This is a genomic window from Edwardsiella sp. EA181011, assembly GCF_000800725.1.
In the GTDB taxonomy this organism is placed as follows: domain Bacteria; phylum Pseudomonadota; class Gammaproteobacteria; order Enterobacterales; family Enterobacteriaceae; genus Edwardsiella; species Edwardsiella anguillarum.
This window is the reverse complement of the sequence record NZ_CP011364.1, coordinates 695,987-721,180: the sequence shown is the minus strand read 5'-3', so window position 1 is coordinate 721,180 and position 25,194 is coordinate 695,987. Positions and strand designations below refer to the sequence as shown.

The 25,194-nt window shown below is 55.9% G+C and carries 19 protein-coding genes, 4 tRNA genes and 3 rRNA genes; 8 read left to right on the top strand and 18 right to left on the bottom strand.

The window, feature by feature from the left end; genetic code table 11:
• Positions 1 to 4 precede the first annotated feature (4 nt).
• Positions 5 to 934 carry a divergent polysaccharide deacetylase family protein gene (locus QY76_RS03265; RefSeq protein ID WP_045425920.1) on the top strand — a complete coding sequence of 310 codons (930 nt, stop codon included), beginning with the start codon at positions 5 to 7 and terminating at the stop codon, positions 932 to 934.
• Positions 935 to 975: 41 nt separating this feature from the next.
• Here QY76_RS03265 and QY76_RS03260 read toward each other — a convergent pair whose 3' ends face one another.
• Positions 976 to 1,314: a DUF413 domain-containing protein gene (locus QY76_RS03260; RefSeq protein WP_012850258.1), complete on the bottom strand. Its 339-nt coding sequence runs from the start codon at positions 1,312 to 1,314 to the stop codon at positions 976 to 978.
• Positions 1,315 to 1,433: 119 nt separating this feature from the next.
• On the opposite strand from QY76_RS03260, the gene hdfR reads away from it, so the two are divergent.
• Positions 1,434 to 2,255 carry an HTH-type transcriptional regulator HdfR gene (gene hdfR / locus QY76_RS03255; protein ID WP_034164076.1) on the top strand — a complete coding sequence of 274 codons (822 nt, stop codon included), beginning with the start codon at positions 1,434 to 1,436 and terminating at the stop codon, positions 2,253 to 2,255.
• A gap of 95 nt (positions 2,256 to 2,350) precedes the next feature.
• Here hdfR and QY76_RS03250 read toward each other — a convergent pair.
• The 11 genes from QY76_RS03250 to aphA form a co-directional block, all read right to left on the bottom strand.
• Positions 2,351 to 2,426: transfer RNA gene (locus QY76_RS03250), tRNA-Trp, on the bottom strand.
• A gap of 8 nt (positions 2,427 to 2,434) precedes the next feature.
• Positions 2,435 to 2,511, bottom strand: a tRNA-Asp gene (locus QY76_RS03245).
• Positions 2,512 to 2,558: 47 nt separating this feature from the next.
• Positions 2,559 to 2,674 (bottom strand): 5S ribosomal RNA (gene rrf, locus QY76_RS03240).
• A 91-nt stretch (positions 2,675 to 2,765) separates the two neighbouring features.
• Positions 2,766 to 5,673: ribosomal RNA gene (locus QY76_RS03235) — 23S ribosomal RNA — on the bottom strand.
• Positions 5,674 to 5,834: 161 nt separating this feature from the next.
• A tRNA-Ala gene (locus QY76_RS03230) sits at positions 5,835 to 5,910 on the bottom strand.
• 55 nt (positions 5,911 to 5,965) lie between these two features.
• Positions 5,966 to 6,042 (bottom strand) — tRNA-Ile (locus QY76_RS03225).
• Between the two features lie 69 nt (positions 6,043 to 6,111).
• A 16S ribosomal RNA gene (locus tag QY76_RS03220) occupies positions 6,112 to 7,655 on the bottom strand.
• The 16S, 23S and 5S rRNA genes sit together here with 4 tRNA genes alongside, the layout of an rRNA operon.
• Positions 7,656 to 8,039: 384 nt before the next feature.
• Complete coding sequence (gene murI, locus QY76_RS03215) at positions 8,040 to 8,903, bottom strand: glutamate racemase (RefSeq protein WP_045427953.1); 864 nt, start codon at positions 8,901 to 8,903, stop codon at positions 8,040 to 8,042.
• Positions 8,848 to 10,695, bottom strand: a complete 1,848-nt coding sequence (gene btuB, locus QY76_RS03210; RefSeq protein ID WP_034165414.1) for a TonB-dependent vitamin B12 receptor BtuB — start codon at positions 10,693 to 10,695, stop codon at positions 8,848 to 8,850. The genes murI and btuB overlap by 56 nt, the downstream gene beginning before the upstream one ends.
• A 340-nt stretch (positions 10,696 to 11,035) precedes the next feature.
• Complete coding sequence (locus tag QY76_RS03205) at positions 11,036 to 11,848, bottom strand: 5'-nucleotidase, lipoprotein e(P4) family (protein ID WP_045427965.1); 813 nt, start codon at positions 11,846 to 11,848, stop codon at positions 11,036 to 11,038.
• Between the two features lie 26 nt (positions 11,849 to 11,874).
• Complete coding sequence (gene aphA / locus QY76_RS03200; RefSeq protein ID WP_012850263.1) at positions 11,875 to 12,600, bottom strand: acid phosphatase AphA; 726 nt, start codon at positions 12,598 to 12,600, stop codon at positions 11,875 to 11,877.
• Positions 12,601 to 12,836: 236 nt separating this feature from the next.
• Between aphA and QY76_RS03195 the strand changes: the two genes are divergently transcribed.
• The 3 genes from QY76_RS03195 to trmA all read left to right on the top strand — a co-directional run bounded on the left by QY76_RS03195 (position 12,837) and on the right by trmA (position 15,557).
• The gene (locus tag QY76_RS03195) at positions 12,837 to 13,970 is read left to right on the top strand and encodes a porin (RefSeq protein WP_034165417.1); all 1,134 of its coding nucleotides are present in this window, start codon (positions 12,837 to 12,839) and stop codon (positions 13,968 to 13,970) included.
• A gap of 25 nt (positions 13,971 to 13,995) precedes the next feature.
• Complete coding sequence (locus tag QY76_RS03190; protein WP_235439442.1) at positions 13,996 to 14,271, top strand: hypothetical protein; 276 nt, start codon at positions 13,996 to 13,998, stop codon at positions 14,269 to 14,271.
• 185 nt (positions 14,272 to 14,456) lie between these two features.
• Entirely contained in the window at positions 14,457 to 15,557 is a 1,101-nt protein-coding gene (gene trmA, locus QY76_RS03185) for a tRNA (uridine(54)-C5)-methyltransferase TrmA (RefSeq protein WP_034165418.1), read from the top strand.
• A gap of 48 nt (positions 15,558 to 15,605) precedes the next feature.
• Here trmA and QY76_RS03180 read toward each other — a convergent pair whose 3' ends face one another.
• Both QY76_RS03180 and fabR read right to left on the bottom strand, forming a co-directional pair.
• Positions 15,606 to 15,998: a YijD family membrane protein gene (locus QY76_RS03180; RefSeq protein WP_034165419.1), complete on the bottom strand. Its 393-nt coding sequence runs from the start codon at positions 15,996 to 15,998 to the stop codon at positions 15,606 to 15,608.
• An 8-nt stretch (positions 15,999 to 16,006) separates the two neighbouring features.
• Complete coding sequence (gene fabR / locus QY76_RS03175; RefSeq protein WP_034165420.1) at positions 16,007 to 16,687, bottom strand: HTH-type transcriptional repressor FabR; 681 nt, start codon at positions 16,685 to 16,687, stop codon at positions 16,007 to 16,009.
• Positions 16,688 to 16,894: 207 nt separating this feature from the next.
• Here fabR and sthA point away from each other — a divergent pair, with 207 nt between their 5' ends.
• Entirely contained in the window at positions 16,895 to 18,334 is a 1,440-nt protein-coding gene (gene sthA, locus QY76_RS03170) for a Si-specific NAD(P)(+) transhydrogenase (protein WP_071844102.1), read from the top strand.
• Here the strand turns inward: sthA and oxyR are convergent.
• Positions 18,317 to 19,240: a DNA-binding transcriptional regulator OxyR gene (oxyR, locus tag QY76_RS03165; protein ID WP_034165423.1), complete on the bottom strand. Its 924-nt coding sequence runs from the start codon at positions 19,238 to 19,240 to the stop codon at positions 18,317 to 18,319. The two genes, sthA and oxyR, sit on opposite strands and share 18 nt — an antisense overlap.
• Before the next feature lie 146 nt (positions 19,241 to 19,386).
• Between oxyR and QY76_RS03160 the strand changes: the two genes are divergently transcribed.
• The gene (locus QY76_RS03160; protein ID WP_034165424.1) at positions 19,387 to 20,121 is read left to right on the top strand and encodes a glutathione peroxidase; all 735 of its coding nucleotides are present in this window, start codon (positions 19,387 to 19,389) and stop codon (positions 20,119 to 20,121) included.
• An 86-nt stretch (positions 20,122 to 20,207) separates the two neighbouring features.
• On the top strand, positions 20,208 to 21,656 hold the full coding sequence (locus QY76_RS03155; RefSeq protein WP_034165425.1) for a dihydrolipoyl dehydrogenase: 1,449 nt from the start codon (positions 20,208 to 20,210) through the stop codon (positions 21,654 to 21,656).
• A 26-nt stretch (positions 21,657 to 21,682) separates the two neighbouring features.
• On the opposite strand, the gene argH is transcribed toward QY76_RS03155, so the two are convergent.
• The 3 genes from argH to argB form a co-directional block, all read right to left on the bottom strand.
• Positions 21,683 to 23,065 (bottom strand): argininosuccinate lyase, encoded by a 1,383-nt coding sequence (gene argH / locus QY76_RS03150; RefSeq protein WP_045427985.1) that lies wholly within the window; start codon positions 23,063 to 23,065, stop codon positions 21,683 to 21,685.
• A gap of 71 nt (positions 23,066 to 23,136) precedes the next feature.
• Positions 23,137 to 24,354, bottom strand: a complete 1,218-nt coding sequence (locus QY76_RS03145) for an argininosuccinate synthase (RefSeq protein WP_034165427.1) — start codon at positions 24,352 to 24,354, stop codon at positions 23,137 to 23,139.
• A gap of 38 nt (positions 24,355 to 24,392) precedes the next feature.
• Positions 24,393 to 25,166 (bottom strand): acetylglutamate kinase, encoded by a 774-nt coding sequence (gene argB, locus QY76_RS03140; protein WP_034165428.1) that lies wholly within the window; start codon positions 25,164 to 25,166, stop codon positions 24,393 to 24,395.
• Positions 25,167 to 25,194 lie beyond the last annotated feature (28 nt).

The following is a 25,194-nucleotide window of genomic DNA, read 5'->3' as shown; positions in this document are numbered from 1 at the left end:
AGCCTTGCGCTCACTGATCCGTCTTAGTTCACTGGCGCTGCTTTGCAGCGCACTGGCTGCGCCGGCGCTGGCCGGAAAGCTCGCCATCGTCATCGATGACTTCGGGTATCGCCCCCGCGAAGAAAACCAGGTGCTGGAGATGCCGTTACCCGTTACCATCGCCGTCTTGCCCAATGCGCCCCACGCACGCGAGATGGCGCTACGCGCCCACGCACAGGGGCGCGAGATCTTGATCCACCTACCGATGGCCCCCCTCAGCAAACAGCCGCTTGAGCGCGATACCCTACAGCCCGCCATGAGCGAGGCGGAGATCCAGAGGATTATCCGCCAGGCGGTGGGTAACGTGCCTTATGCCGTCGGCATGAACAACCATATGGGCAGCGCCATGACCTCCAGCCTAACCGGTATGCAAAAAGTCATGCGGGCGCTGGAGCAATACCATTTGCTCTACTTTCTCGACAGCATGACCATTGGCCATAGCCAAGTCAGCAATGCCGCCCAGGGGACAGGTATCAAGGTTATCAAGCGCAAAGTCTTTCTGGATGACGCTCAGAGCGAGAGCGCCATCCGGACGCAGTTCAATCGCGCGATAACCCTCGCGCGGCGCAATGGCTCCGCCATCGCCATCGGTCACCCGCATCCGGCCACGGTACGCGTCCTGCAGCAGATGCTGCGCACCCTGCCGTTGGATATCACCCTGGTCAGGCCCAGCGCCTTACTCAACGAAGCCGCGCGCCCCGATCCGGCACCGTTGGTCAAGCCAGCGCATCCCCCGCTTAAACGTCCCACGTTCGGCGGCATCAGGCAGTGCCGGGTACAGCACGCCTCCACGCCGGTTCATGTCTCTCAGGCATGGCAGATCGTGGCTGAAGGGGTTAGGGACACCGTGCCGGTTAAATGGCTGCAGGCGCGCTGGCGCTTCTGGCTGGGATGACAGACATAAAAAAGCGGGGCAAACATTGCCCCGCTTTTTTATTAATCATCTGACTCGGTATAGTCTTCAGCCCCTTCCATCTGCGGCTTACCGCCGGAGAGCGTATGAAAACGCTTGGGACGACGGATACGGGTGACATACTTCGCCCATACCTTCTCCGCCTCCGTCGCAGGCTGACGCTCACCGCGGCATACGGCAACAAACAGAGCTTCTTCGTCTGTCTGCGCCTCGCGAGTACCGAGATCCAATTCATTAAATGCATACCCAAAACGCTCAAGTAGCTGAGCCTCTTTGATCGTAAAGTCCCCATGACGCGAAAAGCCGCGCGGGTAGTGCTTGTTATCAAAGAAACGATGAGTAGTGTGGAAGCTTTCCGCCATCTGACACGCTCCTAATTCTCTATGGCCGTGCTATTTATGGCGCGGAGTATTAGTTAGCCTTGACAACCTGTAAAACAAAACATTTAAATCATCATGATTAAAATTTTTATGGATACGCCGTGGATACCGAATTACTCAAAACCTTTCTGGAAGTCAGCCGTACCCGCCACTTTGGTAAGGCGGCCGAATCACTGTACCTGACACAGTCCGCCGTCAGCTTCCGCATCCGTCAGTTGGAAAATCAAGTAGGTACCGAGCTATTCACTCGCCACCGCAATAACATTCAGCTCACGCCGGCCGGGCAGACTCTCGTGCCCTATGCAGAGAATCTGATGAATACCTGGCTATTGGCTAAGCAGGAGATGATCAACGCCCGCCAGCATAAGGCGCTGTCACTGGGAGCTCCGGCATTGCTATGGGAGTCTGTGCTGACCGACTGGCTTGCCCGGCTCTACGGCAATCATCCCACGCAGATGCTAGAGGCCCGCACAGGCCAACGCCATATTCATATCCGCCAGCTGCATGAGCGCCATCTGGATCTGCTCATCGCAACCGAAATCCCCAAAGCCGATGAGTTTACAAGCGAACGGGTCGGTGAGTTTACGCTGGGGCTCTATGCCGCCGGCAAAAGTGCGTCGGTACGGCCATTCATTCGCCTCGACTGGGGAGCCGACTTCAGCCCACAGCCCTCGCCGCTGATCGAGAGTGGCGCTCCCCTGCTGGAGAGTAGCTCACTGTTGATAGCCGAGCGTATTCTGCGTCAGCTGCACGCCAGCGCGTTTTTACCCATCTCTTGGGCTGCCAGTGACTTACAGCAGCTAACCCACCCAGAAACGCTAATAAGGCCGATCTATGCCATCTGGCTGCGCAACAGCGACCGTGTAGATGAGATCCACCCCATGGTGCATGATCTGCGCCGTTTTTTGATGCTGAGCGCCTGAGGGCGCCGGTATTATCGCGGTGAAATAACGTCGTGCGAAAACGTTGTTAGGGGAAAAACAAAAAAGCCTTCTGTTTTCACAGAAGGCTTTTTATCTGGCAGGGGCGGAGGGACTCGAACCCCCAACACCCGGTTTTGGAGACCGGTGCTCTACCAATTGAACTACGCCCCTAAATAGGGTGGCGGAACGGACGGGACTCGAACCCGCGACCCCCTGCGTGACAGGCAGGTATTCTAACCAACTGAACTACCGCTCCACCGAATTTTGTATCACACCCGTTTCCGGGGTACTGCTAAATTTGATGCCTGGCAGTTCCCTACTCTCGCATGGGGAGACCCCACACTACCATCGGCGCTACGGCGTTTCACTTCTGAGTTCGGCATGGGGTCAGGTGGGACCACCGCGCTATCGCCGCCAGGCAAATTCTGTTTTACCAACCGCCATCACTGGCCATCGGTTCCAATCTTGAACAAGCTAAATTCGTCTCTCTAAAAACACCTTCGGTGTTGTAAGGTTAAGTCTCACGGATCATTAGTACTGGTTAGCTCAACGTATCGCTACGCTTACACACCCAGCCTATCAACGTCTTAGTCTTAAACGTTCCTTCAGTGGACTCAAGGTCCAAGGGAAGACTCATCTCGAGGCAAGTTTCGCGCTTAGATGCTTTCAGCGCTTATCTTTTCCGCACGTAGCTACCGGGCAATGCAATTGGCATCACAACCCGAACACCAGCGGTGCGTCCACTCCGGTCCTCTCGTACTAGGAGCAGCCCCTCTCAATCTTCCAACGCCCACGGCAGATAGGGACCGAACTGTCTCACGACGTTCTAAACCCAGCTCGCGTACCACTTTAAATGGCGAACAGCCATACCCTTGGGACCTACTTCAGCCCCAGGATGTGATGAGCCGACATCGAGGTGCCAAACACCGCCGTCGATATGAACTCTTGGGCGGTATCAGCCTGTTATCCCCGGAGTACCTTTTATCCGTTGAGCGATGGCCCTTCCATTCAGAACCACCGGATCACTAAGACCTGCTTTCGCACCTGCTCGAGCCGTCACTCTCGCAGTCAAGCTAGCTTATGCCTTTGCACTAACCTCCTGATGTCCGACCAGGATTAGCTAACCTTCGTGCTCCTCCGTTACTCTTTGGGAGGAGACCGCCCCAGTCAAACTACCCACCAGACACTGTCCCTACCCCGGATCACGGGGCCAGGTTAGAACATCAAACATTAAAGGGTGGTATTTCAAGGTCGGCTCCATGCAGACTGGCGTCCACACTTCAAAGCCTCCCACCTATCCTACACATCAAGGTTCAATGTTCAGTGTCAAGCTATAGTAAAGGTTCACGGGGTCTTTCCGTCTTGCCGCGGGTACACTGCATCTTCACAGCGAGTTCAATTTCACTGAGTCTCGGGTGGAGACAGCCTGGCCATCATTACGCCATTCGTGCAGGTCGGAACTTACCCGACAAGGAATTTCGCTACCTTAGGACCGTTATAGTTACGGCCGCCGTTTACTGGGGCTTCGATCAAGAGCTTCGCCTTGCGGCTGACCCCATCAATTAACCTTCCAGCACCGGGCAGGCGTCACACCCTATACGTCCACTTTCGTGTTTGCAGAGTGCTGTGTTTTTATTAAACAGTTGCAGCCAGCTGGTATCTTCGACTGGCTTCGGCTCCATCCGCGAGGGACTTCACCTACGTGCCAGCGTGCCTTCTCCCGAAGTTACGGCACCATTTTGCCTAGTTCCTTCACCCGAGTTCTCTCAAGCGCCTTGGTATTCTCTACCTGACCACCTGTGTCGGTTTGGGGTACGATTCAGTGTTATCTGGAGCTTAGAGGCTTTTCCTGGAAGCAGGGCATTAACCACTTCAGCACCGTAGTGCCTCGTCATCACGCCTCAGTGTTAAAGATGACCGGATTTGCCAGGTCATCACACCTACACGCTTAAACCGGGACAACCGTCGCCCGGCCGGTCTAGCCTTCTCCGTCCCCCCTTCGCAATAACACCAAGTACAGGAATATTAACCTGTTTCCCATCGACTACGCCTTTCGGCCTCGCCTTAGGGGTCGACTTACCCTGCCCCGATTAACGTTGGACAGGAACCCTTGGTCTTCCGGCGAGCGGGCTTTTCACCCGCTTTATCGTTACTTATGTCAGCATTCGCACTTCTGATACCTCCAGCAGCCCTCACAGGCCACCTTCAACGGCTTACAGAACGCTCCCCTACCCAACAACGCCTAAGCGTCGCTGCCGCAGCTTCGGTGCATGGTTTAGCCCCGTTACATCTTCCGCGCAGGCCGACTCGACCAGTGAGCTATTACGCTTTCTTTAAATGATGGCTGCTTCTAAGCCAACATCCTGGCTGTCTATGCCTTCCCACATCGTTTCCCACTTAACCATGACTTTGGGACCTTAGCTGGCGGTCTGGGTTGTTTCCCTCTTCACGACGGACGTTAGCACCCGCCGTGTGTCTCCCGTGATAACATTCTTCGGTATTCGTAGTTTGCATCGGGTTGGTAAGTCGGGATGACCCCCTAGCCGAAACAGTGCTCTACCCCCGAAGATGAGTTCACGAGGCGCTACCTAAATAGCTTTCGGGGAGAACCAGCTATCTCCCGGTTTGATTGGCCTTTCACCCCCAGCCACAAGTCATCCGCTAATTTTTCAACATTAGTCGGTTCGGTCCTCCAGTTAGTGTTACCCAACCTTCAACCTGCCCATGGCTAGATCACCGGGTTTCGGGTCTATACCTTGCAACTAGACGCCCAGTTAAGACTCGGTTTCCCTACGGCTCCCCTATTCGGTTAACCTTGCTACAAAATATAAGTCGCTGACCCATTATACAAAAGGTACGCAGTCACACCCCGAAGGATGCTCCCACTGCTTGTACGTACACGGTTTCAGGTTCTATTTCACTCCCCTCGCCGGGGTTCTTTTCGCCTTTCCCTCACGGTACTGGTTCACTATCGGTCAGTCAGGAGTATTTAGCCTTGGAGGATGGTCCCCCCATATTCAGACAGGATAACACGTGTCCCGCCCTACTCATCGAACTCACAGCTGTGCACCTTCGTGTACGGGGCTATCACCCTGTATCGCGCGACTTTCCAGACGCTTCCACTAATGCACAAACTGATTCAGGTTCTGGGCTCTTCCCCGTTCGCTCGCCGCTACTGGGGGAATCTCGGTTGATTTCTTTTCCTCAGGGTACTTAGATGTTTCAGTTCCCCTGGTTCGCCTCGTTAAGCTATGTATTCACTTAACGATAGTGCAACGGATTGCACTGGGTTTCCCCATTCGGACATCGCCGGCTAATAATGCTTCATATCAGCTCACCGACGCTTATCGCAGATTAGCACGTCCTTCATCGCCTCTGACTGCCTAGGCATCCACCGTGTACGCTTAGTCACTTAACCTCACAACCCGAAGATGTTTCACTTCGTGCTGTAAGCATTTGAGAGACTCTCGAATCACTTATTAAAAGCAATTCGATTGTTTTCGAATTTTCAGCTTGTTCCAGATTGTTAAAGAGCAAAATATTTCACAACATGCTGATTTCTCAGTATGTTCTGAAATATGGTGGAGCTATGCGGGATCGAACCGCAGACCTCCTGCGTGCAAAGCAGGCGCTCTCCCAGCTGAGCTATAGCCCCATGACTTTACTGCCGATACCTTATTACCACCGTCCGCTTCACCCAGGAAGGGAGTTGGTAGGCCTGAGTGGACTCGAACCACCGACCTCACCCTTATCAGGGGTGCGCTCTAACCACCTGAGCTACAAGCCTGCATAAGGTATTTGCTCGAACATCTATCAGACAATCTGTGTGAGCACTACACAATTTCGTATCTTCAGGTAAGGAGGTGATCCAACCGCAGGTTCCCCTACGGTTACCTTGTTACGACTTCACCCCAGTCATGAATCACAAAGTGGTAAGCGCCCTCCCGAAGGTTAAGCTACCTACTTCTTTTGCAACCCACTCCCATGGTGTGACGGGCGGTGTGTACAAGGCCCGGGAACGTATTCACCGTGGCATTCTGATCCACGATTACTAGCGATTCCGACTTCATGGAGTCGAGTTGCAGACTCCAATCCGGACTACGACGTACTTTATGAGGTCCGCTTGCTCTCGCGAGGTCGCTTCTCTTTGTATACGCCATTGTAGCACGTGTGTAGCCCTACTCGTAAGGGCCATGATGACTTGACGTCATCCCCACCTTCCTCCAGTTTATCACTGGCAGTCTCCTTTGAGTTCCCGGCCGAACCGCTGGCAACAAAGGATAAGGGTTGCGCTCGTTGCGGGACTTAACCCAACATTTCACAACACGAGCTGACGACAGCCATGCAGCACCTGTCTCAGCGTTCCCGAAGGCACTCCCGTATCTCTACAGGATTCGCTGGATGTCAAGAGTAGGTAAGGTTCTTCGCGTTGCATCGAATTAAACCACATGCTCCACCGCTTGTGCGGGCCCCCGTCAATTCATTTGAGTTTTAACCTTGCGGCCGTACTCCCCAGGCGGTCGATTTAACGCGTTAGCTTCGGAAGCCACGCCTCAAGGGCACAACCTCCAAATCGACATCGTTTACAGCGTGGACTACCAGGGTATCTAATCCTGTTTGCTCCCCACGCTTTCGCACCTGAGCGTCAGTCTTCGTCCAGGAGGCCGCCTTCGCCACCGGTATTCCTCCAGATCTCTACGCATTTCACCGCTACACCTGGAATTCTACCTCCCTCTACGAGACTCTAGCTTGCCAGTCTTGGATGCAGTTCCCAGGTTAAGCCCGGGGATTTCACATCCAACTTAACAAACCGCCTGCGTGCGCTTTACGCCCAGTAATTCCGATTAACGCTTGCACCCTCCGTATTACCGCGGCTGCTGGCACGGAGTTAGCCGGTGCTTCTTCTGTAGGTAACGTCAATTGTGAACGCTATTAACGCTCACACCTTCCTCCCTACTGAAAGTACTTTACAACCCGAAGGCCTTCTTCATACACGCGGCATGGCTGCATCAGGCTTGCGCCCATTGTGCAATATTCCCCACTGCTGCCTCCCGTAGGAGTCTGGACCGTGTCTCAGTTCCAGTGTGGCTGGTCATCCTCTCAGACCAGCTAGGGATCGTCGCCTAGGTGAGCCATTACCTCACCTACTAGCTAATCCCATCTGGGTTCATCTGATGGCATGAGGCCCGAAGGTCCCCCACTTTGGTCTTGCGACGTTATGCGGTATTAGCTACCGTTTCCAGTAGTTATCCCCCTCCATCAGGCAGATCCCCAGACATTACTCACCCGTCCGCCGCTCGTCAGCGGAGAAAGCAAGCTTTCTCCCTGCTACCGCTCGACTTGCATGTGTTAAGCCTGCCGCCAGCGTTCAATCTGAGCCATGATCAAACTCTTCAATTAAAAGCTTGATGCTCAAAGAAATTAAACTGTTTATTCGTAATGAATTAACTGCTGTCACTCTTCAAGACTTTAAATATTTTGGCATTCCGAGGAATGCTTAATACGAATCTTGCGAGTGCCCACACAGATTGTCTGATAATTTGTTAAAGAGCGTCGCCGTGAAAACCCGTTGAGTTATCAACGGCGTGGGCTGCGTATATTACGCTTTTCGCCCGCAGAGTCAAGCATTTATTTTTACTTTCCCTGCCTGACTGGGCGACGAGTTGGTCGTTGTTCCCGGTCAGTGGAGGCGCATTATAGGGACTTCTCGCGACGTGACAAGCCCTATTTTCAAAAAAATGAGCCAACCGAATAACTTTTCAGCAACGGCGCCTATTTTGCCGCTTATATACTCAGTTCCCGCAGAGTCTCAAAACCCACCTGACGCAATACCGGCAGCAGGGCGGCCGTCTGAGCATCACACTGCGTCGCATAGGCAACATTACGCATATCTTTCCCCGGCAGCGTCGCCTGATTGGCAATCAACCAGGCAACCCGGCGGGCGATCGCGGCACCGGAGTCCACCAAACGGGTGCCGGCGGGCAATACCTGCGCCAGTTCATCGCGCAGCAGCGGGAAATGGGTACATCCCAAGACCACGGTGTCCGGTGGCTCGGCCATCGTCAGCCAGGGCCGCAAAATCGTTCTCAGCCGCTGCAGATCCAGCGCCTCACCGTGCAGCTTCGCCTCCGCCAGCTCGACCAGCTCCGCCGATCCCAACATCTTTATCTGGCAGTCTGTCGCAAAGCGGGCGATCAGCTCATGGGTATAGGCCCGCTGCACCGTCGCGCGAGTCGCCAGCAGCCCCACAATGCCGTTGCGGGTTAGCTTGGCCGCCGGCTTAATCGCGGGAACCACGCCCACGACGGGAAAGGGAAAGCGCGCACGCAGCGCAGGCAGCACAATGGTACTGGCGGTATTACATGCGACAACCATCGCCGATAGGGTATGGCGTTGATGCAGCGACGCCACGATGCGCAGCACGCGCTCCGTGATAAACACAGCCTCTTTCTCGCCGTAGGGGAATCCCTGATTGTCAAAGGCATAGATATAGTGGAGATCCGGTAGTAACGCGCGGATCTCCTGATAGACAGAAAGCCCACCGACACCGGAGTCAAACACCAGCACGGTAGGCTTGGCAGTGGCTACATCATCAGAAGGTGTAGCTACCGGAGAGATAATATTCCCGTCCTGCGGTTTGGTAGCCATAAGCGGTTTGATAATTTTTATCCAACAGATTACCAATTCTACCACGAACCGTGAGCTGGGATGTAACCGGATAAGAGGCCGAAATGTCTACCGTGCTGTAGCTGGGCAGCTTACCGCCCGGCGCGCTTTTATCGCTACGGCGGCCGAAATACTGGTAGGCCAGATCCATCCCGAGATCCCAAAGGTTCCAATCCAACTGGTACTTACCCTGATGACGGGAGCGACGCGGCAGCAGGTCTCCGGTTTTATCATCTCGGGGATCAATATATTGCAGGGTCACGCGGTGGCTCAGCGCCCAAGTATCCATACTGCCGACCCACTCGACGCCTTTGATGGTCGCCGAGTCAATATTACTGTACTGTCCGTGTCGGGTGATCGGATCGCTAAAGTAGGTGATCAGGTTGCGAACCTGATTACGGTAGGCCGACAGCTGCCAGTCCAGCGGACCGCTCAGGCCACTCAGCCCCAGCTCCCACTGGCGCGACTCCTCCGGGCGCAGGTTGGGATTGCTTTGTATATCCATACGATCGGAGCCAAATTGCTGCCCCAGCGACGGCGCCAGGAAACCGGTGCCGTAAGAGAGCGTCGCACGGTAGCCGGGGATAAACTCCCAGCCGGCGGCGCTCTGCCAAGTACCGTGCCAGCCAAACTGCTGATCGTTATCGCCCCGACCGGATGCCTCTAGCGTCACTGCGCCCATGCGCTTCTGGCCGCTCAGGTAAAGCCCGCCGTCATAGCGCTGATAGCGCTGCATCCGGGTGCTATCGGACGAGGTGAGACGCTGCTGCTGCCAGTCGGCCCCGGCGCTGAGCATGCCGCTGTCAAAACGGTAGGTATTGCCCCACTGCAGGTTGTACTGCCGCAGATCATCTAGGGAGCTGCCGTTGCCAAAGCGGCCATAGACTGTGCCGTAGTTATAATCCTTAATCTTTTGATAAGCAGCGATCAGCTGCGACGCATAAGCGCCGGCATGATAGCGCAGTCCCATATCGTAGCTGTGGTTGTACAGCTGGCGCAGGGTACCGCTGCTATCGCTGCCGTATTTCCCCGCATCATAGTCAGAGGCTTCGCTGTAGCCATGGCCGCGGACAAAACCAGACCAGGCCTCAGAGAAACGGTGCTCTACCCCGCCCCACAGCACTTTATTACGAAACCCGTCCCGATCGCCGTCAGGCCCATAGGGCGAGTCAGGCTGAACATTAAAGCCGCGGGTCGTCTGAAAAGAGCCCGCCAACGATAGGGTTGTATTTCCCAGCTGCTGACGCCCCCCGGCATCATACTGCTGGTAGTGATTGGTACCGGTGCCCACGCTCAGCTGCGCACCTGGCTCGGCGTCCAGCGTAATGATATTGATAACGCCACCGATGGCTCCGGAGCCATAGACCGCCGAACGCGGCCCGCGGATATATTCGATACGCTGCACCATGGCGAGCGGGATCTGATTCAGCGCAGCCACATTGGTGATGCCGGGGCGAGCCAGAGGGATCCCGTCGACCAAAATCAGCGCCTGTCGCGCCTCTGTACCGCGCAGGTACAGCGAGGAGCTCTGCCCCAAGCCACCGTTCTGGACGATATCGACTCCCGGCAAGCGACGCATGACCTCGTCTAGACTCTTGGACTGCCAGCGGTCGATATCGTCCCGAGTCACAACGTCCATCGGCGCCAGCACCGTCGACACCGGCTGGGTAAAACGACTGGCCGTCACTACCATCTCGCTCTGCGCCGCCTGCGCCTTGACCGACACGGATGCAGCCACCGGAAGCAGCGCGATAACCATATGTTTCTTATTCATTATAATTACCTTCTTTCTCCACCCAAGATAACGGGCCGGCTCCCTGCTGCCTCGCCCAAAAAACAGAGCATTCTACCCAGCGCATCGGCATAGGGATACCCTGACGCGCGTGCTGAGCGGCTCTCGTCACGGGAGAATCAGAGAAAAAAGAAAGGTAATTAGAGGATTATTCTCAGTTCAGTAAAACTAGTCTCTGTTTTAACTAAAATAGCGACTCAGCCAACCTGTTTATATGTGCAAAAAATGCGCCGACGGCAGGGGAAGCGGAGGCCGACGGCGCAACAGAGAGTAAAACGAAACACCTAGCGCCTCATATTACGAAGCGCCATCTAAAACAACGTTACTGGGCTGCCGGCGTCCAGGCTGACAGATTGGCGTCACGGATCTTCAGCTTTTCTGCCGCAGGCTGCTTCCAATACGTCTTCGCCATTCCGCCTTCCCAATCACCGTAAGAGGGGTTGGGCAGAATGATAAACTGCGTGCCAAACTTCTGATGATTTTCGGCCACGAAGTCTTTACGCACCGCATTGTCCTGGTGGTAAGTCGCCCCGGTAAAGTCATTCAGGTTATCCCCGACATACAGCACCGGGAAATAGCCCATCTCGGTCACACGTTTAAAACGCGCGACTTTATTGCTGCCGCTGCTGTCTTTCAGCAGCAGGTTCTCAGCGCTAACATCAGGGAATCCCTGCGCCTTCAGATCGGCTAGCGTGCTGCTCAGCCCCTGCTGCGAGCGATTGGAGATGTAAAAGACCCGGCCGCCGTGGTCCTGGACAAAGCGGGCAAAGGAGACCGCACCCGGTAATGCCTTAGCCTGACGCGCCTCAACCCACTTATCCCAGTCCGCCTCGCTGAAGCTGCGTGACTGTTTGATCTGCCAGGCGGCATAGGGCGTGTTATCGACCATGGTTTCATCGATATCGACAATCACGGCCTTCTTACTGCCTTTAGGCGCGGGATTGTTGAGAAATGCAGTTTTAGCGACGTTAAATGCCTGCCAGGTCAGCGCCTGATACTCGCCTGACTGTTGCATCCAATTCACGGCCAGCGTCGCCTGCGATGACAGCTGTTGCTGTGCGCTCTGCGGGTGGGCGGCGCAGCCGGCCAATACCATCACCGCCGCGGCCAGGCTCAGTTTTAGCGTATGTTTCATCAATGCCTTCTTGTCTATTAACGCGATCAGTACTGGGAATTCACGATGACTTTTTCGCCAAAAGCCCCGTTCTTCGGCATCGGCTTATTAGTGGAGTTCAGTGGACGCAGCACCCGGATCCCTTCAGCGCCAGCCTTGCGGGCGTCCTGAATATCATTGTCAGAATCACCGTAGAAGATGGTAATATGGTGCTTCTGCATATATTCAACTTTGGCATCTTGTTTGGTTCCGGCAAAAATCACCTTATTCAGCTGATTATCCGGAATTTTGAAATCGTCTTTCAGCGTTTGCGTCAAATCCTCTTTGCCATTAGACGGCATCGGACGACCAGTGATGAAATAGACATGGTCACCGCGTTTTAAATGCAGCTCCATCAGCGCACGACCAGAATCTTTGGGAATCGAGAAGCGATCCCAACCGCTGCTGCTGACTTCATCCCAAAACTTCTGATTTTTCAAAAACGCATTGCTGTCAGGTGAAAATTTTTGTTTCCCATAGAAAAACGCAGGGCTGGAAAATAGCAGTGTATCGTCGATATCAAAACCGACGCTAATCGGTGCCTTCCCTTTCAGACTTTCAGCGACCTGCTCAATAGAGATCCAGTGAATCGGATATTGCTGCGTTAACTGCGTCAGCGTAGCGCCCAGATTCGGCTGTGCGGCTGTCTCAGTGGCAAAGGAAGCTGGAGAGGAAATCAGACCCGCTGTAGCAAGGACTAATGCAATCAGTGATTTTTTTGTGGTTATAAACATGGCGATAATCTCTTAATTTCGCATGGAGGGAGTCCAATTTGTATATATAAAACTATATCGACTCAAACAGCGTGATTAATGTGATCATGATCTATGTTTAAAGACATTCATGTTACAAATAGACGCAAATACGTGACATTCATCACAAAAAACCAGCTGTCATTTGTATAATTATAAAAAAAGCAACGCCGTTGCTCTTATTTTTAATAACGTCTAATAATTATCAGCAGGAATCAATGATGAATAAAATCCGCTCGCTTGTGGCCCTGTCCACCATAGGCTGCATTGGTATTTTTCCGCTCATTTCACATGCAGCAGAGATTTACAACCAGAACGGCAATCGCGTTTATTTAGATGGCTCTTTTAAGGTAAGACATTATTTTTCTCAAGATAAATATATTGCCGGAGATCAATCAAAGGTAAAGTTCACTCTACGTGGTGAAACCAAAATCAATGATCTTATGATTGGCTATGCACGTTGGGAATACAATGTAAAATTAAACCAACCGGAAAGTGCCGGTAGTACCAAAAACACAACGCGTATAGGATATGCAGGCGTAGGCTTCGGACAATACGGAAGCTTCGATTATGGCAGGAACTACGGGATCCTGAACGATATTAATGGTTGGACCGGGGCGCCTATTCCGGTATTCGGCGGCGTCTCTTATGACGGCGTCGATAACTTTATGACCTACCGTACCAATAACGTCGCCACATACCGTAACCGTAATATTTTTAACCTAGTTGACGGCCTGGATTTTGGACTACAGGTACAGGGTAAAAATGACGGCTGGAACGACCCGGAAAATCAGACGGGTCCGCTCAGCAGCAACCCCCGCGGCGTCGCACACCAGAACGGCAATGGGGTTGGGACCTCGCTGGTCTACCGCTTCGAAAATGGTCTCAGCATCGGCGGAGCATACGCTAATTCAGCGCGTACGCTGGAGCAGCGTCAGGATGATCTGGGGAAACGAGCGGATGGCTGGAACGTTGGCGCCCGCTATGACAACCATAATGTCTATCTGGCCGCCATCTATGGTGAAGTCAAGAATATGCACTATATTGGCAAACAGGATGGATTTGCACCGAAGGCACGTGGCTATGAACTGTTGGCCCAGTATCAGTTTGACTGCGGCCTGAAACCCTCCCTCGCCTATCTCAACGGAACGGCAAAAGATCTCAAGGGTAACGCAGGCAGTAACCAAACCTATGTAAAATTCATCGATCTGGCGACCACCTACTCTTTTAACAAGAACCTGGCACTCATCTTTGAATATAAGATCAACCTACTGGATGACAACACCTTCACGCGAAATAACGGCATCAGCACCGACGATGTTTTTGTCACCATGCTGAACTATAAGTTCTAATATTTTCTCCTACCGGGATCGCCTAATGCTAATGGCGGTCCCCTCTTCAATTGATACTCTCTGCTTTATGGAAAAAAAGAAAACAGAGCTAATTAATAGCTACAAGATACTTTCTCTGCTAAAGAAAAATACGGATTATTACTTTACCATCACCGATATTATCCACTTTACTGGAATCAGCCGCTATAGAACTGAACATATCCTCTCCGAATTTGAAACCATGGCGCTGGTCAGCAAACGCGTTGAGCATTTCGGCGCCAGCTGCCGCTATTATTACAAGGGCACGCTAAGCGAAGAGTAACGCACACGGGACTGGACATCATACGTCCATCGCCTACAATCGCATCCTTTGGGATACCTATCGCGGACCAAAACGCAGTCAGGCCGATGGCCATCTGCTCGACCGTTGACTGCCCGTCCCGCCGACGCCCCGTGCGGTGGGATGAACATACCTGCCGTAACTTCCCCGTGCCGATGAGAACCGATATGACGCCAAGCATGCTGCCAACCGAACACTATGACGACCAGCTCAGTGAAAAAATCCACCGTCTGGAGCAAATGATGCAGCCGTTCGGCGCTCCTGCGGTACAGCCATTCCGCTCGCCGGCGAACCATTACCGCATGCGTGCTGAGTTCCGGATCTGGCACGATGGCGATGACCTCTACCATATTATGTTTGATCCCCAGAGCAAACAGCGCATCCGGGTGGATCAGTTCCCGGCCGCCAGCGAGCTGATCAACCGCCTGATGCCGCTGCTGCTCGACGCTCTGCGTCCCAACCCAACACTACGCCATAAACTGTTTCAGATAGACTACCTGTCCACTCGCAGCGGGCAGATTATCGTATCCCTGCTGTATCACCGCGCGCTAGATGATGCCTGGAAGCAGGCCGCAGAGGCTCTGCGCGATGCACTACGCGGTCAGGGATTCGCTATCCAGCTGATCGGACGGGCCAGTAAGACCAAGATCTGCCTGGACCAAGACTGGGTCGATGAGGTATTGCCGGTCGCAGGACGCCAGATGATCTATCGCCAGGTCGAAAACAGCTTCACCCAGCCCAACGCGGCCATCAATATTCAAATGCTGGAGTGGGCGCTGGACGCCACGCACGGCGCGGCGGGAGATTTACTGGAGCTGTACTGCGGCAACGGCAACTTCTCACTGGCGCTGGCGCGCAACTTTCGTCGGGTGCTGGCCACCGAGATAGCCAAGCCGTCCGTCGCGGCGGCGCAGTACAATATTGCCGCCAATCAGATAGACAACGTGCAGATCATCCGCATGTCGGCTGAGGAGTTTACCCAGGCCATGCAGGGCGTCCGGGCGTTCAACCGCCTGCAGGGCATCGACCTGCACAGCTATGAGTGCAATACCATCTTCGTCGATCCCCCACGCAGCGGTCTGGATACAGAAACCCTGGGTATGGTGCAGGGATATCAGAACATCCTGTACATCTCCTGCAATCCACTGACGCTATGCGATAACCTTCACACGCTCAATCAGAGCCATCGGATTACACGTCTGGCGCTGTTCGATCAATTCCCTTATACCCACCATATGGAGTGCGGGGTACTGCTGGAACGTCGCTGATCCCAAAAAAAAAACGGGCAGCTCTCTGGCTGCCCGCGGCGATGCGACTCAACTGTGTCTCTCATCGTCATCATCGTCCCTATCCTGCGCGGCGCGGCCGCGCTGCCTTTTAATCCGTACGCCGATCCACAGCACCAGCGCCACACACAGTAAAGAGGGCAGAAAGTTGGAGCCAATGGCGGGATATTCAACGCGGATCAGCGTGCTGTAAAACAGAAGGCCGAGCAGAAAACAGGAGGATGAGAGCATCGGCATGCCTTCCGGCATGGCGACGTGAAGATAACGCTGGTGTAAACAATAGGCCGACAGCACCAGGGCGATCAGCGGAAAAACAGAAAACGGCACGACGCTGCTGAACAACGCAGAAAACGATCCGCTGATGGATAACCCTGCCACGGCTGACAAGACCAATGTTCCGATATCAAGACGATGTTTACGCATCTCCTCCCCTATGACTTGTGATGATGTCCGCCGTCGATGGCCGTCGCGGCAACCTGCGCAAGGTGCGCAAGGTGCGCTTTCTCCTGTTCACGGCGATACCAGTAATACACACCTTTGGAAATCATCCGCAGCTGCAACACCAGGCGCTCCTCTAGCTGACGGCGCTGCTCGCTGTCGATATCCAACGCCTCGGCACCCGCGCTGAAGACAATGGTGACCATCGCCTCGGCCTGCGCTTCCGTAAAGCTGCGCGGCATATGATTTTCGATTTCCAGATAGTCGGCAAGTTCCGCAATAAAATGCTGAATTTCACGCTGTACCGCGGCGCGAAAGGCAGCCGAGGTTCCAGATCGCTCACGCAGCAGCAGACGAAACGCATTGGGATTATTACCAATAAACTCCATGAAGGTCGCGACCGAGGTTCGGATCACGCTACCGCCCTTCGCGATACGCTGACGCGCCTGACGCATTAGCTGACGCAGCATCAGACCGCTTTCATCCACCATGGTGAGCCCCAGCTCATCCACATCGCGAAAATGGCGATAAAACGACGTGGGCGCGATCCCTGCCTCACGCGAAACCTCTCGCAGGCTCAGACTGGCGAAGCTGCGCTCGGCGCTGAGCTGATTAAATGCCGCCTCAATCAGTGAACGGCGTGTCCGTTCCTTTTGCTGTGCCCTGACGCCCATATTCTATCCGTTATTCTCTTCATGTCCGGTTTTACGGCCGGCGCTTTTATTGGCTACCACCGCCTCACTATACCAAACTTAGCCCTATCACGCTGAATTAACCATCACGGCAGCAAATGGCGTTATATTACGTAATTATCTGCTAATAATAACTATTTTCCATATAAATAATAAGGATGATTGGGCTGTACAGCATTTCATGTTAATATGGCGTTGTGGTTTTGTATAAAAAAGGCCTACTCTAACATGCAACAGCATTTCCATTTTGACGCCATCGTTATTGGTTCAGGACCCGGGGGTGAAGGTGCCGCCATGGGACTGGTTAAACAGGGGGCGCGAGTTGCCGTAGTCGAACGGCAATTCAGCGTCGGCGGCGGATGTACCCACTGGGGAACCATCCCCTCGAAAGCCCTCCGTCACGCCGTCAGCCGCATTATCGAATTTAACCAAAACCCGCTCTACAGTGATAATACCCGCCTCATCAGCGCAACCTTTCCCGATATCCTGCGTCACGCCGACAGCGTAATAAACCAACAAACCCGAATGCGTCAGGGCTTCTATGAACGCAATCACTGCCAGCTGTTTTACGGCGAGGCCCGTTTTGTCGATCCCCATACGCTGAGCGTGACCTACCCGGACGGCAGCAGCGATACCTTAACGGCCGACAACATTGTTATCGCCTGCGGCTCCCGCCCCTACCACCCGCAGGATGTCGACTTTAGCCATCCCCGGATTTACGACAGCGACTCTATCCTTAACCTGCACCATGAACCCAGCCACATCATCATCTATGGCGCCGGCGTTATCGGCTGTGAGTATGCCTCTATCTTCCGCGGCCTCAACGTTAAGGTCGATCTGATTAATACGCGCGATAGGCTGCTCTCTTTCCTGGATCAAGAGATGTCGGACTCACTCTCTTACCACTTCTGGAACAACGGCGTCGTGATCCGCCACAACGAAGAGTTTGAGCAGATTGAGGGGCTGGAGGACGGCGTTATCGTTCACCTGCGCTCCGGGAAAAAGGTCAAGGCAGACTGCCTGCTGTTTGCCAACGGCCGCACGGGTAATACCGAGGGTCTGTGTCTTGAGGCGGTGGGTCTGGAGGCAGACAAGCGTGGTCAGCTGAAGGTCAACGCCCGCTATCAGAGCGCGGTGCCGCATATTTACGCCGTCGGAGACGTCATCGGCTACCCCAGCCTGGCCTCTGCCGCATATGACCAGGGGCGCATCGCCGCGCAGGTCATCACCCGCGGGGAAGCCCATACACACCTCATCGAAGATATTCCAACCGGGATCTACACCATTCCGGAGATCAGCTCCGTCGGAAAAACCGAGCAGGAGCTGACCGCGATGAAAATTCCGTATGAAGTGGGTCGCTCGCAGTTCAAACACCTGGCCCGGGCGCAGATTGCCGGAATGAACGTCGGAGGGCTGAAGATCCTGTTCCACCGCGAAACCAAGCAGATCCTAGGGATCCACTGCTTTGGCGAGCGCGCCGCAGAGATTATTCATATCGGACAGGCGATCATGGAGCAGAAGGGGGAAGGCAATACTATCGAATACTTCGTCAATACCACCTTCAACTATCCCACGATGGCAGAAGCCTACCGCGTGGCGGCGCTTAACGGCCTAAACCGCCTGTTTTAACGCCTCTCGCTGGATCATGACCTGCTGCATATGCTCGCGGATGGCCTCCGCGAGCTGCTCGTAGCGTGCGCGCAGCGGCGACCCGGGACGATAGACCAGAGCGATGGTTCGCTTAGGCTCCGGCTTATAGCAAGGCAGATAGCAGACGCCATCGCGCCGACGCTGAGAAGGGACGGCCAGATCGGGCAACAGCGTAATCCCGCTGCCTGCCGCGACCATGTTGCGCAGGGTCTCCAGGCTGGTCGCCCTGAAGTGGGTATCTTCATCGGCGCCGGCTTCAAAGCAAAAGCCCATCGCCTGATCGCGCAGACAGTGCCCATCCTCCAGCATTAAAAGATGCTCCCCCGCCAGCTCCGGCATCGCGATACGCTCTTTTTCCGCCCAGGGATGATCGCTATACACCGCCAGCGTCATCGGCTCATCAAACAGTGGGATCTCAATGAACGCCTCCGTCTCCTTCACCAACGCCAGAATGGCGCAGTCCAACTTTCCGCTGTCCAACTGAGCCAGCAGCTGCGAGGTCTGCGCTTCATGCAGGTACATTTCCAGCTTGGGAAACGCCTGGTGCAGCATCGGTACGATCTGCGGCAGCAGATAGGGGCCAACGGTGGGAATCAGACCGATATGCAGCGGGCCGGACATCGCCTCACCCTGCTGACTGGCCATCTCCTTGAGCACTTTTACCTCTCGTAGCACCGTACGCGCCTGCTCCACGAGCAGTAGGCCCGCCTGGGTAAACAGAACCTTACGGCTGGTGCGCTCCAGCAGCATCACCCCCAGCTCATCCTCTAGCTTGCGGATCTGCCCGCTCAGGGTGGGCTGGCTGACATGGCACGAATCCGCCGCCCGACGGAAGTGGCGGTGCTCCGCCAACGCCACCAGATATTCTAAATCCCGGATATTCATGTTGTTCTCCCGCAAGCGATAGTAAATATCGATGAATAAGATAGCAATGAACGATTAGAACTATCAAGTGGGAGTCACAATAATAAATCCTAAACCAAGGTCCCATCGCAAATTTCGTATCAGATCAGAAAGGAAGGTTGTATTACATGTTTAGCAGTCAAGAAGGCAGAAGCGTTCCACCGGTTACCTTTCATACCCGCCAAGGGGATAAGTGGCTCGATGTCACCAGCGACACGCTGTTTCGCGACAAAACCGTCATCGTCTTTTCACTGCCGGGCGCCTTCACGCCGACTTGCTCTTCCAGCCACTTGCCACGCTACAACGAACTGGCGCCGATATTCCACCAGCACGGTGTGGACAGCATTCTGTGTGTATCGGTAAACGACACCTTTGTTATGAATGCCTGGAAAAACGATCAGAAAGCCGAACATATCACCTTTATTCCCGACGGCAACGGTGAGTTCACCCGCGGGATGAACATGCTAGTCGAAAAAGCGGATCTGGGCTTTGGGCCACGCTCCTGGCGTTACTCTATGCTGGTACGCAACGGCGTGGTCGAGAAGATGTTTGTCGAACCGAACCTGCCGGGCGACCCGTTCCAGGTTTCCGATGCCGATACTATGCTGAAATACCTCGCGCCGGAGCACACGCTGCAGGCCTCGGTTTCCCTGTTTACCAAACCCGGCTGCCCCTACTGCAGCAAGGCCAAACAGATGCTACAGGATCGCGGCATCCAGTATGAGGAGATCATCCTGGGTAAAGACGCGACCACCGTCAGCCTACGCGCCATCAGCGGCAGAGCAACGGTGCCTCAGGTTTACATCGGTGGCCAGCATATCGGCGGCAGCGATGATTTGGAGCACTACCTGCAACAGGCTTAACAACAATAGGGCCACCCATGGCCCATCAAAGCCAACGTATTGGCGGGCTCGTCCCGCCTTTTTTTCGGTATTCCAGGAATCATGTAATGAAAGAATTACACGTCGACGTTGCCGTGATCGGCGGCGGTACCGCCGGGCTAGGCGCCTATCGTGCAGCCAAACGCTATACCCCCAGCGTGGTGATGATAGAAGGCGGTCCCTTTGGCACCACCTGCGCCCGCGTGGGCTGCATGCCCTCTAAGCTGCTGATCGCCGCGGCAGAATCCGTGCATCAGATCGCCCGCGCACCCGGCTTCGGTATCCATCCCCAGGGCGATGTCCGCATTGACGGTCGAGCGGTGATGGATCGCGTGAAGCGCGAACGCGATCGCTTCGTCGGCTTCGTCATGGAGGGTGTCGACAGCATTCCCGCGGATGACAAAATCCTTGGCTACGCCCGCTTTCTGGACGATCACACCCTGCAGGTTGATGAACATACCCGTATTCATGCCAAACGCATCGTCATCGCCAGCGGCTCACGCCCGGTATGGCCTGCCGCCTGGGATGCCCTGGGCGATCGCCTGATCGTCAACGACGATCTGTTCGCCTGGGATACGCTGCCGCGCGCCGTTGCCGTCTTCGGTCCCGGCGTCATCGGTCTTGAGCTGGGGCAAGCCCTGCACCGGCTCGGCGTCGAGGTCAGGGTATTCGGCGTCGGCGGCGCCGTCGGGCCGTTGACGGATGCCGAGGTCCGCCGCTATGCCGTAGATAAGCTGGGCGCAGAGTTTTATCTCGACCCCGACGCACAGGTAGAGATCCTGCAGCGTGAGGGGGAGCAGGTCTTCATTCGCTATCGCGATCTGAACGGTCAGACGCAGGATATCCTGGTGGACTACGTTCTGGCCGCCACCGGCCGGCGTCCCAACGTCGACCGCCTGGGGCTGGAGAACACCACCCTGCAGCTGGATGCGCGCGGCGTACCGCTGGCAGATCGCATGACGATGCAGACCAGCGTCGGGCATATCTTTATTGCCGGCGACGCCAGCAACCAGCTGCCGCTGCTGCACGAGGCCAGCGATCAGGCGCGCATTGCCGGTGAGAACGCCGGTAGCTATCCCGAGATCACCCCGGGACTGCGCCGCAGTCCCCTCTCGGTGGTCTTTTCCGACCCGCAGATCGCGATGGTGGGCTCCACCTTCCGCGAGTTGAATGAGCGATATGGCGCCTGCGGCTGCTTCGCCGTCGGGGAGGTCTCATTTGAAAACCAGGGACGATCGCGCGTCATGCTGCGCAATCTTGGCCTGCTGCATGTCTATGCAGAGCAGGGAAGCGGCCGTTTCCTCGGCGCGGAGATGATCGGACCGGACGCCGAGCACCTTGCCCATCTGCTCTCTTGGGCCCATCAACAGCAGATGACCGTAAATCAGATGCTGGATATGCCGTTTTACCATCCGGTCATTGAGGAGGGAGTGCGTACCGCCCTGCGCGATCTGCAAAGTAAACTGCGTCTGGGCAGCGACGAAATTGAGCGCTGCCTGCGCTGTCCGGGGGATTAACCCCGCCCGCGCCGGCGCGCGGAGCATCAGAGAATGTTACCCAGTCGCCGCTGGGCATCATCGATCGCCTGTGCGACCTGCTGCGGCGCCACGCCGCCGCGGGCGCTGCGTTTTGCCAGACAGGAGTCCAGCGCCAGCAGTGGATAGACATCGGCGCCGATCGCCGGACTGAATGACTGCAGCGTCTCCAGCGGCAACGCCTCCAGCGGTTTACCCTGCGCCAGCGCCGCCACGACCGCCTCTCCGACAATGTGGTGCGCCTCCCTAAACGGGATCCCTCTGGCTACCAGATAATCCGCCAGCTCCGTGGCATTCGCATATCCCTGCTGCGCCGCTTCGGCGCAGCGCGGGCGCTTAACCGCCAGTCCATCCAACGCCAGCGTCGCCATCTGTAAACAGTCCATCCAGGTGTCCAGGGCATCAAACAGCCCCTCTTTGTCTTCCTGCATATCCTTATTGTAGGCCAGCGGAAGCCCTTTTAACGTCATCAGCATGCCGCTGAGCGCCCCCTGCACTCGCCCACACTTACCGCGGATCAGCTCCAGCGCATCCGGATTCTTTTTCTGCGGCATCAGCGACGATCCGGAGGTTACCCGCTCCGACAGCTCAATAAAGCCGGCCTCGCCGCTGTTAAAGAAGATCAGATCTTCGGCGAAGCGCGATAGATGCACCATGCCGATAGCGGCCGCCGACAGCAGCTCCAGGACATGATCGCGATCGGATACGCTGTCCAGACTGTTACGCGTTGCGGCAGAGAACCCCAGCCAGTCGGCCAGCCGATCGCGATCGATAGGGTAGGCGGTACCAGCCAGCGCGCCGCTGCCTAACGGGCTGCTATTCAGACGCCGTAGGGCATCATCCAGGCGGCTCTCATCGCGGGCCAGCATCTCGACATAAGCCAGACACCAATGGGCAAAGGTGATCGGCTGCGCCCGCTGCAAATGGGTATAACCGGGCATCACCGCATCCTGATTCTGGCGGGCACAGTCCGTTAGCGCCTGCTGCAGCGCTATCAGAGCCTGACGCAGCATCTCGCCCTGATCCTTACACCATAGCTTCAGATCGGTCGCCACCTGATCGTTGCGGCTGCGTCCGGTATGCAGCTTTTTGCCCAGGTCACCGACCCGCTCAATCAGCTGCTGCTCCACCCAACTGTGAATATCCTCCGCATCGCTGTCCAAGATAGCGTGGGGATCGGCGCGAACCTCCTCCAGCAGCGCTGCGAGCGCCTGCGCCAGCTGCTGCTGCTCCTGTACCGTCAGTACGCCGACGGTCACCAGCGCCCGGGACCAGGCGACGGATCCGATGATATCCTGCTCCGCCAGCCGATAATCAAAGCGCAGGGAATCATTAAACTGTTTAAAACGGCGATCTGCCGCCTGGGAAAAACGCCCGCCCCAAAGTGCCATAGTGACTGCTCCGTACTCAGAATAAAATGATCGACGGGCCGCAGCGCGGCCCGCGTTCTGTCCTGCGCCTACTACTGCTTTGCGCTGTTCAGCGCGCGAATGCGCGAAGAGAGGGAGAACAGACGAATAAAGCCGCCGGCGTGGCTGTGATCGTACACATCATCCTCACCAAAGGTAGCGAAAGCCTCGTTATACAGGCTGTTGGCCGACTTCTTCTGTATGGCGGTAGCCTGCCCTTTATACAGCTTGATCACCACTTCGCCACTCACCGCGTCGGCCAACGCATCGGCCGACGCCTGCAGCGACTGACGCAGCGGTGCGAACCAGCGGCCGTCATACACAACGTAGGACATCTCCTGACCCAGCTTCTCACGCCACTGGAAGCTGTCGCGATCCAGTACCAGCTGCTCCACGCCGCGCAGCGCCGCCATCATGATGGTGCCCCCCGGCGTCTCATAACAGCCGCGGGATTTAATGCCCACCAGGCGGTTTTCGACGATATCAATACGTCCTACGCCGTGGCGGGCGCCCAGCGCATTCAGCGCCTGCAGGCAGCCAAAGGGCGTCATCGCCACCCCATTGACCGAAACGACCTCGCCCTTTTCAACGCCCACGGTCACCAGCTCGGGCTGATCCGGCGCCTCCTCTGGGGCACAGGTCCACACCCAGCAGTCTTGGTTGGCCGGGCTCCACGGGCTCTCCAGCACGCCCCCTTCGGTAGAGATATGCCAGGCGTTGGCGTCACGGCTGTAGATCTTCTCCAGCGTGGCGGTGGTGGGAATATCGCGCCCCTTCAGATAGTCGAGCAGCGCCTCACGCGAACGCAGATCCCACTCGCGCCACGGCGCCACGACCTGTAGCTGCGGTGCCAGCGCGGTATAGGTGGTTTCAAAACGCACCTGATCGTTGCCTTTCCCGGTCGCGCCGTGACACAGAGCGTCGGCCCCCAGCTCCAGCGCCAGCTCAACCTGCGCTTTCGCGATCAGCGGGCGGGCCATCGACGTCCCCAGCAGATAGCTGCCCTCATAGAGCGCGCCGCTCTTCAGCACCGGATAGACGTAATCCTTGATAAAGGTTTCGCGCAGATCCACGACATAGCAGGAGGAGGCGCCGGAGCGGAGCGCTTTCTGCTCGATGCCCACCAGGTCTTCTCGCTCCTGGCCGATATCCGCCACAAAGGCGATAACCTCACAGCCGCCGTAGTTTTCCTTAAGCCACGGAATGATGGCGGAGGTATCCAGGCCGCCGGAGTAGGCCAGAACGATTTTGTTGATGCTTTGGGTTGCCATACAGGTTTCCTTATTCTTAACCGAATCGTGTTGTTGTGTTATGCATGAATACGCGTGCCGACGGCTTCGCCGTTAAACAGCGCCGGCAGCTTTTCGGCGTGACGCCAGCCGGCGATATCAACCGGACGCCCCAGCGTCCGAGCGGCTTCCAAGGCCGCGTTCACCTTTACCACCATCCCATCGGTGATGATGCCCTGCTCGATCAGACACTGTGCCTTCTGCGCCGTCATCTCCGCGATACGCTGTCCCTTACCATCGAGGATGCCGCTGACGTCAGACAGCATCAGCAGATCCGCCCCCAGGGTCGCCGCCAGCGCCGTCGCCGCCTGATCGGCATTGACATTCAGTAGCATCCCCTCGGCGCTGATGCCGATGGAGCTGACGATCGGCAGGAAATCCGCCGCCAGCAGCTGACGCAGCAGCAGCGGCGATCCCGGCAGCGCCTGGCCAACGTGTCCCAGGGACGCATCCAGCGGACTCACCTGTACCGCCCCGCCGTCGGCCAGCGACAGGCCGATCGCCGCCAGTCCGTGCGCAATGGCGCAGGCCTGTAGCGTCTTGTTCGCCGTCCCCGCCAGCGCGCCGCTGATAATGCCTATCTGATCGGCCGGCGTGACCCGCAGACCCTGCCGCTTCACCACCGGCAACCGCAGGCGCGCCATCAGCTCATCCACCAGGCACCCGCCGCCGTGTACGATGACGATCGGACGGCGATCATGATGTCGGTAGGCCAACAGCGCCTGAAAGAGACGCTCCATCGCCTGTGGGTTATCGAGTAATACGCCGCCGAGTTTGATGATTAACGGATCCATAGCTGCCTCTGTCTGTCCGGGATAGATG